General features: G+C 44.4%; 16 protein-coding genes. 3 read left to right on the top strand and 13 right to left on the bottom strand.

Annotated elements, in window-relative coordinates; genetic code table 11:
• Positions 1 to 27: 27 nt before the first annotated feature.
• Positions 28 to 1,320: a hemolysin family protein gene (locus tag AC4E8B_RS13230; RefSeq protein WP_490213854.1), complete on the bottom strand. Its 1,293-nt coding sequence runs from the start codon at positions 1,318 to 1,320 to the stop codon at positions 28 to 30.
• Between the two features lie 515 nt (positions 1,321 to 1,835).
• Here AC4E8B_RS13230 and AC4E8B_RS13235 point away from each other — a divergent pair.
• Positions 1,836 to 2,801 (top strand): cation diffusion facilitator family transporter, encoded by a 966-nt coding sequence (locus AC4E8B_RS13235; RefSeq protein ID WP_490213855.1) that lies wholly within the window; start codon positions 1,836 to 1,838, stop codon positions 2,799 to 2,801.
• Positions 2,802 to 2,825: 24 nt separating this feature from the next.
• On the opposite strand, the gene AC4E8B_RS13240 is transcribed toward AC4E8B_RS13235, so the two are convergent.
• From AC4E8B_RS13240 to AC4E8B_RS13295, 12 genes are all read right to left on the bottom strand, one after another.
• On the bottom strand, positions 2,826 to 3,182 hold the full coding sequence (locus AC4E8B_RS13240) for a GIY-YIG nuclease family protein (protein ID WP_490213856.1): 357 nt from the start codon (positions 3,180 to 3,182) through the stop codon (positions 2,826 to 2,828).
• A gap of 18 nt (positions 3,183 to 3,200) precedes the next feature.
• Positions 3,201 to 3,959, bottom strand: coding sequence for a DUF2087 domain-containing protein (locus tag AC4E8B_RS13245; protein ID WP_490213857.1), 759 nt, complete (start codon positions 3,957 to 3,959; stop codon positions 3,201 to 3,203).
• Positions 3,960 to 4,095: 136 nt separating this feature from the next.
• Positions 4,096 to 4,458, bottom strand: coding sequence for a fluoride efflux transporter FluC (locus tag AC4E8B_RS13250; protein ID WP_148972915.1), 363 nt, complete (start codon positions 4,456 to 4,458; stop codon positions 4,096 to 4,098).
• Positions 4,455 to 4,829 carry a fluoride efflux transporter CrcB gene (crcB, locus tag AC4E8B_RS13255; RefSeq protein ID WP_490213858.1) on the bottom strand — a complete coding sequence of 125 codons (375 nt, stop codon included), beginning with the start codon at positions 4,827 to 4,829 and terminating at the stop codon, positions 4,455 to 4,457. The genes AC4E8B_RS13250 and crcB overlap by 4 nt, the downstream gene beginning before the upstream one ends.
• Before the next feature lie 123 nt (positions 4,830 to 4,952).
• A complete protein-coding gene (locus AC4E8B_RS13260; protein WP_490213859.1) occupies positions 4,953 to 5,489 on the bottom strand; it encodes an NADPH-dependent FMN reductase in 537 nt (178 codons plus the stop codon).
• 26 nt (positions 5,490 to 5,515) lie between these two features.
• Positions 5,516 to 5,764, bottom strand: a complete 249-nt coding sequence (locus AC4E8B_RS13265) for a YuzB family protein (protein ID WP_148972918.1) — start codon at positions 5,762 to 5,764, stop codon at positions 5,516 to 5,518.
• A 21-nt stretch (positions 5,765 to 5,785) separates the two neighbouring features.
• The gene (gene murB, locus AC4E8B_RS13270; protein WP_490213860.1) at positions 5,786 to 6,724 is read right to left on the bottom strand and encodes a UDP-N-acetylmuramate dehydrogenase; all 939 of its coding nucleotides are present in this window, start codon (positions 6,722 to 6,724) and stop codon (positions 5,786 to 5,788) included.
• Between the two features lie 12 nt (positions 6,725 to 6,736).
• A complete protein-coding gene (locus AC4E8B_RS13275; RefSeq protein ID WP_490219667.1) occupies positions 6,737 to 7,615 on the bottom strand; it encodes a pirin family protein in 879 nt (292 codons plus the stop codon).
• A 75-nt stretch (positions 7,616 to 7,690) separates the two neighbouring features.
• Positions 7,691 to 8,032, bottom strand: coding sequence for a hypothetical protein (locus tag AC4E8B_RS13280; RefSeq protein WP_490213861.1), 342 nt, complete (start codon positions 8,030 to 8,032; stop codon positions 7,691 to 7,693).
• Between the two features lie 588 nt (positions 8,033 to 8,620).
• Entirely contained in the window at positions 8,621 to 8,818 is a 198-nt protein-coding gene (locus AC4E8B_RS13285) for a hypothetical protein (protein WP_148972922.1), read from the bottom strand.
• 124 nt (positions 8,819 to 8,942) lie between these two features.
• Positions 8,943 to 9,248, bottom strand: coding sequence for a hypothetical protein (locus AC4E8B_RS13290; RefSeq protein WP_490213862.1), 306 nt, complete (start codon positions 9,246 to 9,248; stop codon positions 8,943 to 8,945).
• Positions 9,249 to 9,263: 15 nt separating this feature from the next.
• Entirely contained in the window at positions 9,264 to 10,109 is an 846-nt protein-coding gene (locus AC4E8B_RS13295) for a YwqG family protein (protein ID WP_490213863.1), read from the bottom strand.
• A gap of 235 nt (positions 10,110 to 10,344) precedes the next feature.
• On the opposite strand from AC4E8B_RS13295, the gene AC4E8B_RS13300 reads away from it, so the two are divergent.
• On the top strand, positions 10,345 to 11,808 hold the full coding sequence (locus AC4E8B_RS13300) for a M20 family peptidase (protein WP_490213864.1): 1,464 nt from the start codon (positions 10,345 to 10,347) through the stop codon (positions 11,806 to 11,808).
• A gap of 151 nt (positions 11,809 to 11,959) precedes the next feature.
• On the top strand, positions 11,960 to 12,592 hold the full coding sequence (locus AC4E8B_RS13305; protein ID WP_490213865.1) for a VanZ family protein: 633 nt from the start codon (positions 11,960 to 11,962) through the stop codon (positions 12,590 to 12,592).

The following is a 12,592-nucleotide window of genomic DNA, read 5'->3' on the forward strand; positions in this document are numbered from 1 at the left end:
GTATAGCGCTGCATCCTTTTCTTATCTCTATGAATCTTTCTTTACCTCAATATAAAGGACCTGGTGGCCGTCTTTTTCTTTAATTTTGAAACTAAACCCTTCTGCTTTCACTTCTGTTCCAAGTTCAGCATCGAAATCCTGCGAAAGGACCCATCCGCCGATCGTATCGATATCATCACTCAATAGTTCAATGCCGAGAAGGTCGCTCACGTCCTCGAGCAGCATTTTGGCATCAAGGATATATTCATCTTCCTTCACCTTCCGGATTTCAGGCACTTCATCGTCATCAAATTCATCCCTGATTTCTCCGACGATTTCCTCAAGGATATCTTCTACCGTGACAAGTCCTGATGTCCCACCGTACTCATCCATGATGATCGCAATATGGGTCCGTTCTTTCTGCATCTTGACGAGCAGATCGTGGATCGGGATATTTTCAATCACATGCATAACAGGCTTGACGAACTCGGACAGCTTGTGAATCATCCCGTCATCCAATATCTTAGCAGTAAGGAATTCCTTCACATTGACATACCCGATAATATGGTCTTTGTCTCCGTTGACAACCGGATAGCGGGTATAATTCTCCTCTTCCACCGTTGCCATGATGTCTTCAAATTCATCTTCTATGCTGATAGTAATCATTTCAGTGCGCGGCACCATGATTTCCTTTGCAACTCTTTCATCGAATTCAAAGATATTGTTAACATATTTCAGTTCGTTCTGGTTGATTTCACCGCTTTTATAGCTTTCTGACAGCAGCAGGCGAAGCTCTTCCTCTGAGTGGGCAAGTTCATGCTCGGATGCAGGCTTCAGGCCAAAAAGACCGACAAGCAAACGGGCAGATCCATTCAGGAACCAGATGAAAGGATACATCAGGCGGTAAAACCATATGATCGGCCTGGCAAAAAGCAATGTGATTTTTTCAGCTTTTTGGATTGCAAGAGTCTTTGGAGCAAGCTCCCCTACGACAACATGCAGGAAAGTCGCAATGGCAAACGCAAATGCCAGAGTCAGAATATGAGAGAGAGATTCACTGACATGGAAATATTCAAGCACAGGGTGAAGGATGACTTCAAAAGTCGATTCACCCACCCAGCCGATTCCAAGTGCTGTTACTGTAATGCCAAGCTGGCAGGCTGAAAGATACTCGTCAAGATGGGTCACGACTTTCTTGGCTGCCATGGAACCGCTGGTACCCTCTGCGATGAGCTGGTCAATCTTGGAAGATCTAACTTTAACAATCGCAAATTCCGTCGCAACGAAAAAGGCGGTCAATGCAATTAAAATAGCAAAAATGATCAAGTTGATAGTGGTCAATAAATAGCCTTACTGAGTAAGGCGTACACCTCCTGAGAAATTAGGTTCATGACCGCTGCTTTTTCCCCTGGAGCAGATCAGGCTGAATAGGAGAAATAATTCTTTTTTTACACTTATGATTTAAAGAACTTATTTTTTTAAGAACTTAATAAAGGCAGCTGTTTTCGGCAGCAGCCTTTCATCCATCAATCAAGCCGATTCCCCGGCCAGGCTGCAGCGGCAATTCAATTTAGAACGTACAGGTTTCAGCAAACTAAATTTGGTGTAATAGTTTACAGAACCCCTTGCATCATAGGTTGCTGATGAAATGCCCTGCTGATTTAATTTCTCGTTCCCAAAAGAATCACCCCCTTACCGGCACGTTATAGTTAGTTTTAATTTTACTGTCATATTGGTCTGAAGGCAATTAATTAATCCTTCCGTCCACAGAATGTTCAAAAATGATAAACCGAAGCCCAAATGGCAATGCTAATTAATGGACAAAACCATTTTGGCAAAAATGGAGAGGTGAAACAATGTCTTTAATCCAGTTGTTGAAAAAAGGAAACAAATCTTCCGGCATTGCAGCCATAGGAAACACAGTGCTGACGATTGCCAAAGGGATAGCGGCTGCTGTAAGCGGCAGCGGTACTATGCTTGCAACCACGCTCCACTCAGCAGCGGATGCCCTCAACCAGGGGTTCGTCTTTATCGGCAGTGCGCTTGCTGAAAAGGAGCCGACAAAAAGATTCCCGACCGGATTCGGCCGTGTTGTAAATCTTTTCGTGCTGGTAGCGGTCATCGTCATTGCGATCATGGCCTATGAAACGATCCACAAAGGCTGGGAACTGATCCAGCACCCAAAAGAATCAACCAGTATTCTGCTCAATATTTTCATTTTGCTTCTGGCGATAGGAGTTGACGGCTTCATCCTGTTAAAAGCGATGAAGGAAATCAATCATGAAACACGCAGTGAGGCCAAAGGCTTTGCCATTGTCACAACAGCATTTAAAAATAATGGCCTGGCATCCCCGCCGACAAGGCTGGTGTTTTATGAAGATCTGATCGCGACATTCGGGGCACTGCTCGCACTTGTTTCCATCCTTCTTGCCCACTTTACTGGACTTTATTTTCTTGATGGTGTCGGGACGATTTTGATCGGCTTGCTGCTTACTGGGATAGCCGTTAAAATCGGCTATGAAAATACCATAGGCCTGATCGGGGTAGCTGCACCAAAAGTCGTTGAGGACCGCGTGGCGGATATGATCCTTTCTGATCCTGATGTGGTTGATATCATGGACATGCGCATTTTGCAGGAAGGCCGGCGCTTTCATGTAGAAAGCTACATCGAGCTTAGGGCAGGACTTTCACTGGCAGATGCTGATGATATCAAATTCAGAGTCCGCGACCTGCTGCTGACAGATACCGATATCGGCGATGCAACGCTTGGCATACTGGAAACAGACAATGTCCAGACCTGGAAAGATGAAGAGGAAGAATAAATAAAGGAGAGGGAGACCTCTCCTTTATTTATTTGGCGGGGTGTGATATCCTTTTTCGCCATAAGGCTGGAAATGTTCATGCCACTTCTCTTCCAGCTCTGCCAAGGCTTCCTTTTCATTATAATAGGGGTTTTCCTTCTTCTTTAGAACCTCAATCACCGAGATTTCGAAGGCATCCATCCCGTACTTCCTCCAGTCATCCTGAAGATGCTTATTTACATAAGAGTCTGTTTCCAGACTGAATTTTAATCCATTCAGTGTCTTTAGATTCCTGGTACTTCCAATAAACATTTTATGGTTGTGTTTGTTTTTTATTTGAAAAACACCCGCTTCCACAGGAGCTTCCTTGAATTGATTTTTCAGTTCTTTTTTCCGGTCCATGATTATTTCCTCCTTCGGTTATCTTTTCAGCCAATATGCGCTTCCATCGGCCTTTCTGTCCAGAAGGCCATATTCAATCAGATATCTTCTGATAAGTGCATAGTCTTCGTAAATGCTCTCAATAATGCTGTTTAACTCTTTTTCGCTGTAAACTATGCCAGCCTTCAGAAGCTTGCTGATTTCCCTTATCACTGCAAGCCGCTGTTTTTCTTTTGGCGGGAACTTTACAAGGCCGCCTTCAATGCCATTGGGTAAAAATTTATCAACGATTTTGTGCTGTTCTTCCTCAGTTATGGCATATCTGTCATCAACCATAGAGGCATGTATATGCGGAGGTATAAAAGCTGGCGCATAGTGGTCCTTCTCCCTTAAGAGCTCCATGACGGCAAGGAAAGCCTTTGCCTGCCTCTCTTTTTCCTTTAGGGCAAAACGGTGATGCCTGATTGTCGATGCACTGCCAATGCCCAATTCAGCTTGCACCTCTTTATCTGCCATCCCTTGATAGAACAAGCGCAAAAGCTGGCTCTGGTGCTCTGTCAGCCCGGTCCACTTCTTATCAAGCCCCAGCAAATAATCAAACACTGAAGAATGCGATCTCTCGATATGAAGGCGTGTATATCTCTCAGCTTCATACAAGAGGTTTTCATAAGGATAGACAATACCCTTTTCAAATTTCTCCCCGCATAACAAGCATAGAAAGCTCTCACTTTCTTCTCTGTATCCTTTTTTTATTTCTTCAAGACTCGCCTCCCAAAGGCTTGCTGATATATCCGGCATACAAACACCCCCAATAGATTAATGATTATATTACAAACGTATTATTTTTTTGTTTATAATTATACTAACAATATATATTTTTGTTTGTGATAAGTCAATAAAAAACGGCTATCCATTTTTGGATAACCGAATATTTTTAAAAGTTCTTTCCTGTCAGATAGCCCAGGCAGGCGAGTAGAATACCGAAGAAATAAGTGATGCCTATGTACAGGAAAAATGCTTTTTTCTTTTGTCCGATATGCAGCTGGATGGTTTCTAGCTTTAGTGTAGAAAAGGTTGTAAAAGCACCCATAAAACCGGTGCCGGCGAATAACAGATAATTCTGGTCCAGATGAGCTCCTGTCAGCAGGCCCAGCAGAAAGGCACCAGACAGATTGACGATGATCGTTCCAGTGGGAAGGGATTTCTCTTTGCTGTTGTATTTCCGGCTTATGGCAAACCGGGCCATGCTTCCGAAAAAACCTCCGATGCCCACCAGTGCAAAGTGATAGAAATTCATGAAGCCAGCTCCTCCTTTGCTATCCTGAATCCAAGCCTGCTGAACAGCAGCCCGCCGATCACACTGAGGATGATATAAAGAATCCCAGGGACCAGATGGCCCTTGTTAAATAAATCGACAGTTTCCACACTTAAAGTTGAAAAAGTCGTGAACGACCCGACAAAGCCTGTGCCAATAGCTGCCGTAAGCTCAGGAGAGACATTTATTCTTTTGAATCCAATGGTTGTCACCCTTGCGAGCACAAAGCTGCCGGCCAGATTGCAGGCCAGTGTGCTGTATGGAAAAACATTCTCCGCGAACAGACTGATCCCTATCCAGTATCTCAGTATGCTGCCTAACATTCCGGCGAGTCCGACATACATATAAATCATGGTGTTAACTCCTTTAATTCTAATAATCTCTAACCGTACTTTTTAGTATAGCATTTTTCTTGTTTGTCTTGAAAATCATGAAAAAACTCCTGCCGGCTATGGGAGGAGTCCTTATCTGGATTCTTATTTGGCCAAGGATTCCTGGATAGCAATCAGTTCCCCTGCCAGCTTTTCAATTCTCTCAAGCACAATGGGTGCTGCAATTTCATTGTCTTCGTTGAAGTCATTGCTGTGGACAAAAACTGAGCTGGCCGGGGTAGTTCCCTTCAAGTAGGAAATGATCGGCTTGAGCTGATATTCTGCTACAAGGAAATGTTTGTCAGATCCCCCTGTTGTGACAATACCGACTGCTTTTGATTTAAATACATCAACCGGGAGATGATCAAATAGATTTTTCAGCGCTCCTGTGATAGAGGCCTGATAGATCGGTGTGCCTATAATGAGGAGGTCAGCTTCTGATACAGTCTGCACAGCCTTCCATGTATCACTGTTATAATAGGTCAGCGGCTTTCCTGTAACAAACTCAACGTCATAGTCCTTTAAGTCAAGCAGCTCTGTCCGGATAGATGGCGACAAGCGTTTCGCCGCAGCGAGTACCTCGTGTACAGCCTTTGATGTTTTCGATCCAGTCAGGGATCCTGAAATGCCGACAAGTTTCATAGCGATTCCTCCCAATGTCAGTTTTTTCAAATGGCAAATTCCTTCAATTCATTATCAATATGCTCTTTTATCAAATGAAGGCACTCCTCTGCTGTCTTTGCAAAAATCCTCTTTCCATTCACCATTGCATAAGGGCGCCTGGCGCACATGCCGCAAAAGGAGAGGCAGCTGCTTTCAATAACGGCCACTTCAGGATACTCCCCTTCAAGGAGCCCTTCGAGATCCAATTCTGTAATCAGGCTCCCGTCGCAAATCTCCACCACTACTATGCCCATCGCTGCTCACCTCCCTGCTTTTTAGGCATGCTGCCCTCTGTATAATTCCTCACCAAGGGTGCTCACTTCGGTTTCAAGGTCGATACCATGCTTTTCCTTCACAGTTTTCCTGACACACTCTATAAGTGCCAGATAATCCTTTGCCGTACAATTATCTTTATTAATGATGAAGCCGGCATGCTTGCGGGAGACTTCTGCCCCGTCGATATTTTTTCCTTGAAGGCCGCTGTCCTGTATAAGCTTTCCTGCATAATGGCCTGGAGGACGCTTGAACACACTCCCGCAGGATGGAAATTCAAGCGGCTGCTTGCTTTCCCTCGCCTCTGTGTTTTCTTTCATCCTGGCTGATATATCCTCTTTGCAATCAAAGGACAGATTAAACTCTGCCTTCAGGACGATGAATTTTTTTTCAGCCATGATGCTTTTCCGATAGCTCAGCACAAGCTTCTCTCTTCCCAGTTCCAGGATGCTTCCTTCCTCTGTGAGAACCAGTGTTTTTTGAAGGACATCAGAGATTTGTCCGCCGTAGGCACCTGCATTCATGTAAAGGGCCCCTCCAGTCGTCCCAGGGATCCCGCATGCAAATTCCATTCCTGAAAGGCTATGCTCCAATGTTTTGAGTGAAACATCGATGATCCGGCTGCCTGCCTCGGCAATTACCGTCTCTCCAGTGACCGAAATCTTATTCATTTTTGACAATGACAGAACAAGCCCCCTGATTCCTCCATCCCTGATGATCATATTCGAACCATTGCCTATCAGAGTCACAGGCACCCCATGCCGCTTTGCCTGCTTAAGGATATAAGCTGCATCCTCAGGGCATGCCGCTTCAGCGTAAAGATCTGCCGGTCCGCCAAGCTTTGTATAAGCATGCTCCTTTAAGGGTTCATTAAGTCTAAAAGAAGAGTCCGGCAATTCTGAGGAAAGCAATTCATACAGATTTTTTAGCATATGATTCATGAAACCAGCTCCTTAAACAGCAGGCGGGCCGAATTTGCCATTATGGAAATCCCGGTAAGCCTCCCTGATTTCTTCCATTGTGTTCATCACAAATGGACCATAGGGAACAATTTCTTCCTTAATCGGTGCACCGGAGTATACAAGCACCTTCGATTTTCTGCTGTTCGCCTTTATGGCAAGTTCGCTGCCTTTATTAACATCCCCGCCGTCCTTGTATGAAAGAGTCGCGACTCCATGCTTTTTCAGATTCACTTCATTTTCCCCAAAGTCCATATCCCCTGAGAGGATATACAAAAATGCATTGTGATTTTCAGGGATGGTCAGAGTATATTCTGCACCCTTAGTTAAGTTGATCTCAGAAAGAGTAATGGGGACAGCAGAACTGAGCGGCCCCTTGACACCTGCTATTTCTCCGGAAAAAACCTTAATCGAGCCACCTTGGAAATCCACCGTGGGTGCATCCTCCCCATAAACATTCTGATAGCTTGTTTCAGATTTTTTCAATTCCTTCGGCAGGTTAAGCCAAAGCTGCAGCGTGTGGGCAATATCATTTTCCACGCCCTCCTCGGCATGGCGCGCTGCCCAGCCGGCATTCATATACTGCACATCGCCAGGCTCAAGAATATCCCGGCCCCCTGCATTGTCGATATGCTCCAGCCTGCCATCCACAACATATGTGACTGTCTGGAACCCCCTGTGCGGATGGTCAGAGAATGCCCCCTTCTTAAACCAGTCCTCCGCCATCAGGATGAACGGATCAAAATCCTTGAACCGGTCAGCCGGCAGTACCCACCCCTTCTGGATGAACGGGAAGCTCGCTTCTTCATACTCCACATACCAGTGGTCTTTGACACTTCTTTTAAAAAGGCTCTTTTCTTCCAATCTATTCATCTCCTTCTTCGTGTAATAATCGGTATTATCACTATTTGCCTTCATTAGAACATATATTAGTTGTTACATCAACTATTACAGCTTTCTTCGTGAACATGCCTTTTTTATAAGATGAAGCACACAATCAGGATGGGTATATACATTAATAAAATCCGCATTATACATATGCAGCCAATCCACCAGCTCGGAAAACTCCTTGGAGCGGCTGTAAAAAATTACAGGATGATTGCTGAAAAAAGAGGACCTAAGCTGATTTGCCAGCATTGAATCTATATCCACAATAACAACATCCGCATCATCAGGCACGCTGCTGCGTGCATCCTTCAGGAATGATATCTCCAATTCTGGGTATGCCTTCAGCAGCAATATTAAGCTTTTCCCTACTCGCCCATTATCCGAAACAATTACTGCCTTCATCAGCTCAGCCCCCTTTTTGCTCTTCTATCATAATGTAGCATAAAGCAGAAGGGTTTCCTTCCGTCATTCTGGCGAAAAGCCTATGCTGCTTTTGGCTGAGTGGACTAAGACTAAAGTTGCAGGGAGGTCTCCTGGGGATGAAGCTAACTTGCAAATGAATTGATTAAACTGTTTTCTATGCATGGGGTCCCTTTTCAAGTGCGGGTCATGCATTGATTAGACTGTTTTCTATGCATGAGGCCTTTCTTCATGTGCAGGTCATACATCGATTAGTCCGCTTTCTATTCGTGAAGCCCCTTTTCAAGTGAGGCTCATGCATCGATTAGTCCGCTTTCTATTCGTGAATCCCCTTCTCAAGTGAGGCTCATGCATCGATTAGTCCGCTTTCTATGCATGAAGCCCTTTTCAAGTGAGGCTCATGCATTGATTAGACCGTTTTCTATGCATGAAGCCCCTTTTCAAGTGAGGCACATGCATCGATTAGACTCTTCTTATGTTCACCCTCTTTCTTTCTGCATGTTTCAAGCGTAAATTAGATTCTTTTTTAAGATAAAAAAAAACCCTTCCTATAAAGAAGGGTTCCTCTGGTCATACGCCCATTTTTCTGCGGGTATTGCTCGCTTTTTTAGTCATCTGGCTTTTCATCACCTGATTTTTAGCAGCTGACTTCGTACTTTGATTTCCATTTCCCTGCGCTTGTTTCTTTTTCTCAAGCTGCTGCTTCATCAATTCCTGAAGACTTACTTTTTTCTTTTCGCCGTTTTGAGTATTTTCCTGATTGGACATATTGTTTCTCCTTCAGATCGTATTTCTTTTATTATAATACAAGCTGAAGATAATTTCTTTTTTTTATTAAAAGATAATAGCCAAGCCGCAAATAGAGCCTTCTTTTTATGATGGCAGCTTTCCCTCACTCAGGCATCTTCAGCCTAGGAAAGGATAAATAGAGCATCAATCCGCCAGTCCCGGTCATGAACAGGAATCCCCATATACTGCCTTCCTTTATGGCAAAAAATCCAAACACCAGAAAAATGATGGATAGCCATGCAAAAAAGGAATTAATTGTATATTCATAAATCGCACTAATGAAGGTCAATGTCCTACCGAGGAACTGCCCTTCGTTTCCTGCCCTTTTTGCGTGAATCGCCGCAAGCAATGTACTCCAGAGTAGTAAAGCAGGCAGCCCCCATAAGAAAATCCATCCAAAAATACTCATTGAAATCCCCCCGGATCAGCAGCAGTCCCAGTTAAACAGCACCCGGTCAAACCGGCGTGCTTTCAGGTCGCTTTCGTTGATAAAAAAATTGCAGATGCCAACATCGCCCCATATGACCGCGTATTTTTCACTGGCCTTGTCATAATCGCTGTCCAGCTGGAACAGGAGGGTATCATATCTGCTCCCGCCCTCGCGTGGATCCATCTGTGTGAAATAAGGATAGCCGCCCATCTGATGGTGTACTGCCCCCTCAGGATTGCTGTAGTCATTATAAAGGTCGTCAACCTCTTCATATCCTTCTGGCATTTCTTCCTCTGCCAGCCTTTCGAAATAATCAAGGCTTGATTCCCCGATCACTTCATCAAACCGGTAATCCCCTGCCGCTATATACATACTTGAAGCTTTTCCTTTAATCAAATACTCGCCGCCCTCGAGGACATCATATTCACAATTGGAACGGTGTTCATCTATAGCCGAAAAATCTGTAACCAGATATTCTTCATTTTCCTCCACATCCGCAAAAAATAGGACCCGGAAGCCTGACTGGTCATCCTGCTGATCGAAATTCATCCCGAAAACATCATCATTTAAGTCGATGTAAAATGACAGAATGCCTTTGTCCGGAAAATCCGGCAGTTTAGGGAGTTCACCTAAATTAAGCTGGGCAAGCAAATGAAGGGGCTCCCCTGTTTGATTAAGCGGATATTCAATACCCTTCGGCAAGTAGGGATGCCCCCCGGCCTTGCTCTCCCAAAGCCGAAGCTCCCCTTCAGAACTTACAAGTTCAAGCTGGACAAACTCTCTTCTCGTTTTTTCAAAGTCTTCCCGGTCGTTCTTTCGTATTAATTTTTCCTGCTTCATCAAGCATTCCTCCTGATTTCAAAACATAGACTCTCATATTTTTACTAACGACGTATATTACGATGCTGTATGCTTACAGTTCCTAGTGCTTTTTTCCTTTTTATCATAGAAAGTAAAAAGCTCAACCCCACATATAGATTACTTTAACGAAATACAATAGTACAAGAAAATTTTTCCGAAAATTCAACAAACTATTTTATAATAAAAGGAGACAAAAAAACTAAGGGGGAAATATATGAGCAAAAGGAAAATCAGTCTTATGATCTTCGGAGGTCTGCTTCTGCTGTTTGTGGCTGTGACCGGCTTTAATACACTGATGCTACAATCCCGGCAGCCAGAACCGAAAGAAGCAGTCCTAAGGATCGATGAAGATCTTGCTGTCGGGCATTTATCAGAAGCAGTTACATACAAAACGGTTTCTTACCAGGACAGAAACAAATTTGACTGGGAGGAATTTGACAAGTTTATTTCATTTCTGGAACAAAGCTATCCACTCATCCATGAGGAGCTGGAGCTTGAAAAAATAAATTCTTATGCGCTCGTGTACAAATGGAAAGGAAGTACCGGGAAGAATCCAATCGGCCTGACGAGCCATTATGATGTGGTGCCAGTCCTTTCAGGAACGGAAAATAATTGGGAACAAGCTCCTTTCAGCGGGAAGGTTGAGGGAGAAAAAATCTGGGGACGCGGGACGCTGGATGACAAAATCGGCGTCATCAGCATTCTTGAAGCAGTAGAGCACCTGCTTTCCGAAGATTATCAGCCTGAGAGGGACATCTATCTTATGTTTGGATTCGATGAGGAAATCGGCGGGGACGAAGGGGCCTTTGCCATCGCTGACACTATGAAAAACCGGGGAATAGAATTTGAATTTGTCCTTGATGAAGGCGGCGCCATCGTGGATGGGATGGTACCAGGCATTACTCAGCCTGTTGGAGTTGTAGGGATTTCTGAGAAAGGCTCTGCTACTGCCGTCCTGTCGATAGAAGGCAGCGGAGGACATTCCTCGCAGCCGAAGGACCATACCAATATAGGCCGTATATCCAGCGCGATTGCAAAGCTTGAGGATAAACAATTCAAGGGCGATTTGAAAGGCCCCGGCGAGGACCTATTTGATTTCACTGCACCGGAAATGAGTTTTCTGATGAAATACGTGTTTGCCAATAAATTGATCTTCGAGCCTGTCATTGAGCGGATACTCCTGCAGCAGCCAGCTTCCGCCGCCCTCATCCGCACGACGATCGCTCCGACTATTTTTCAGGCTGGGGAGCAATACAATGCCCTGCCTGAAAAAGCAGAAGCAATCATCAACTTGCGGGTCATGCCGGGAGACACACTTGATTCCATCCAATCTTTCATTGAAGATACAATCGAAGATGATGAGATTAAGGTCACCGTCACTGGCAGCGAAGCTTCCAAGGTTTCCAGCATAGACAGCTGGCAGTTCAAGACAGTGCAGCAGGCAGCAAGGAATGTCTATAAAGATGCTGTTATTGCCCCATACTTGATGTTCGCCGGCTCTGACGCCAAGCATTATGACCCTGTCTCCCAAAACACATACCGGTTCCTGCCTGTCCACATTACCTCTGAAGACCTGAACCGGATGCATGGCACCAATGAGCATATCTCAATAGAAAACTATCTGAACGCCATCACATTTTATGCTGAAATCATGAGGGAGGCAGATGCAGCAGAATAGTTGTATATGTCCCTTCGAAAAGAACAAATTCAGCGAAAGTGTCCATTTACCGTGCCAGGCACGCAAAATGGGCATTTTTCATTTGTTCCCTGCCCCTTTATCAGTGTATGATTCTATTATCTGTGAAACTTTAAAAAAGGTGAAATCTATTATGTCCCGCACTATAATCGGCAGTATTGCCGCTGCACAGCTCTTCTTTCTTTTATCACTGCCATTCATCAGCAATCTTATCAAATATCTGCATCCGCTCGCGCTGATTGTTGTATGGGCAATCATAACAGTTATCACCATTACGGCGGGTCTGCTCTTACGCAATCAAAAGCTTCTATTGAACAAGTACCTGGTCCTGAGCGCTTTTGCCCTTTATAGCGCATGCCTCCTCGTCCTGCTTTTTTTCAGGCCGGGCAATAATGCTTATGCAAGCTATAATTTAGAGCCATTCAGCACAATCGAATTCTATTTGGCCGGGCGGGTTGACTTTCTTGTCGCCTTTTACAATTTAGCTGCAAATGTAATACTGTTCATTCCGTTTGGCGTATTTCTCATTTTCCTTATGAAAAAGAAATCTTTCTTTACCTTGTTGGTTATTCCTATTGCATCTATATCGGCCATTGAAATCACTCAATTCCTGAGCAGACGCGGCAGCCTGGATATCGATGATCTTATTCTTAACCTGCTTGGGGTATTTTTAGGGTATGCATTATCGCCGCTTCTGCAGAGGGCATATATTATTAAGATAGCCGGGAAGCCTTCAGCCGCAAAAAAAACCAACCAGCCTGAATAG

It is taken from the genome of Bacillus sp. SRL543 (assembly GCF_984799205.1).

Excerpts from the sequence above, each read along its gene's own strand:
- AC4E8B_RS13235 (WP_490213855.1), top strand. The coding sequence starts at position 1,836 with ATGTCTTTAATCCAGTTGTTGAAAAAAGGAAACAAATCTTCCGGCATT.
- AC4E8B_RS13240 (WP_490213856.1), bottom strand. The coding sequence starts at position 3,182 with ATGGACCGGAAAAAAGAACTGAAAAATCAATTCAAGGAAGCTCCTGTG.
- AC4E8B_RS13245 (WP_490213857.1), bottom strand. The coding sequence starts at position 3,959 with ATGCCGGATATATCAGCAAGCCTTTGGGAGGCGAGTCTTGAAGAAATA.
- AC4E8B_RS13250 (WP_148972915.1), bottom strand. The coding sequence starts at position 4,458 with ATGAATTTCTATCACTTTGCACTGGTGGGCATCGGAGGTTTTTTCGGA.
- crcB (WP_490213858.1), bottom strand. The coding sequence starts at position 4,829 with ATGATTTATATGTATGTCGGACTCGCCGGAATGTTAGGCAGCATACTG.
- AC4E8B_RS13260 (WP_490213859.1), bottom strand. The coding sequence starts at position 5,489 with ATGAAACTTGTCGGCATTTCAGGATCCCTGACTGGATCGAAAACATCA.
- AC4E8B_RS13265 (WP_148972918.1), bottom strand. The coding sequence starts at position 5,764 with ATGGGCATAGTAGTGGTGGAGATTTGCGACGGGAGCCTGATTACAGAA.
- murB (WP_490213860.1), bottom strand. The coding sequence starts at position 6,724 with ATGAATCATATGCTAAAAAATCTGTATGAATTGCTTTCCTCAGAATTG.
- AC4E8B_RS13275 (WP_490219667.1), bottom strand. The coding sequence starts at position 7,615 with ATGAATAGATTGGAAGAAAAGAGCCTTTTTAAAAGAAGTGTCAAAGAC.
- AC4E8B_RS13280 (WP_490213861.1), bottom strand. The coding sequence starts at position 8,032 with ATGAAGGCAGTAATTGTTTCGGATAATGGGCGAGTAGGGAAAAGCTTA.
- AC4E8B_RS13285 (WP_148972922.1), bottom strand. The coding sequence starts at position 8,818 with ATGTCCAATCAGGAAAATACTCAAAACGGCGAAAAGAAAAAAGTAAGT.
- AC4E8B_RS13290 (WP_490213862.1), bottom strand. The coding sequence starts at position 9,248 with ATGAGTATTTTTGGATGGATTTTCTTATGGGGGCTGCCTGCTTTACTA.
- AC4E8B_RS13295 (WP_490213863.1), bottom strand. The coding sequence starts at position 10,109 with ATGAAGCAGGAAAAATTAATACGAAAGAACGACCGGGAAGACTTTGAA.
- AC4E8B_RS13300 (WP_490213864.1), top strand. The coding sequence starts at position 10,345 with ATGAGCAAAAGGAAAATCAGTCTTATGATCTTCGGAGGTCTGCTTCTG.
- AC4E8B_RS13305 (WP_490213865.1), top strand. The coding sequence starts at position 11,960 with ATGTCCCGCACTATAATCGGCAGTATTGCCGCTGCACAGCTCTTCTTT.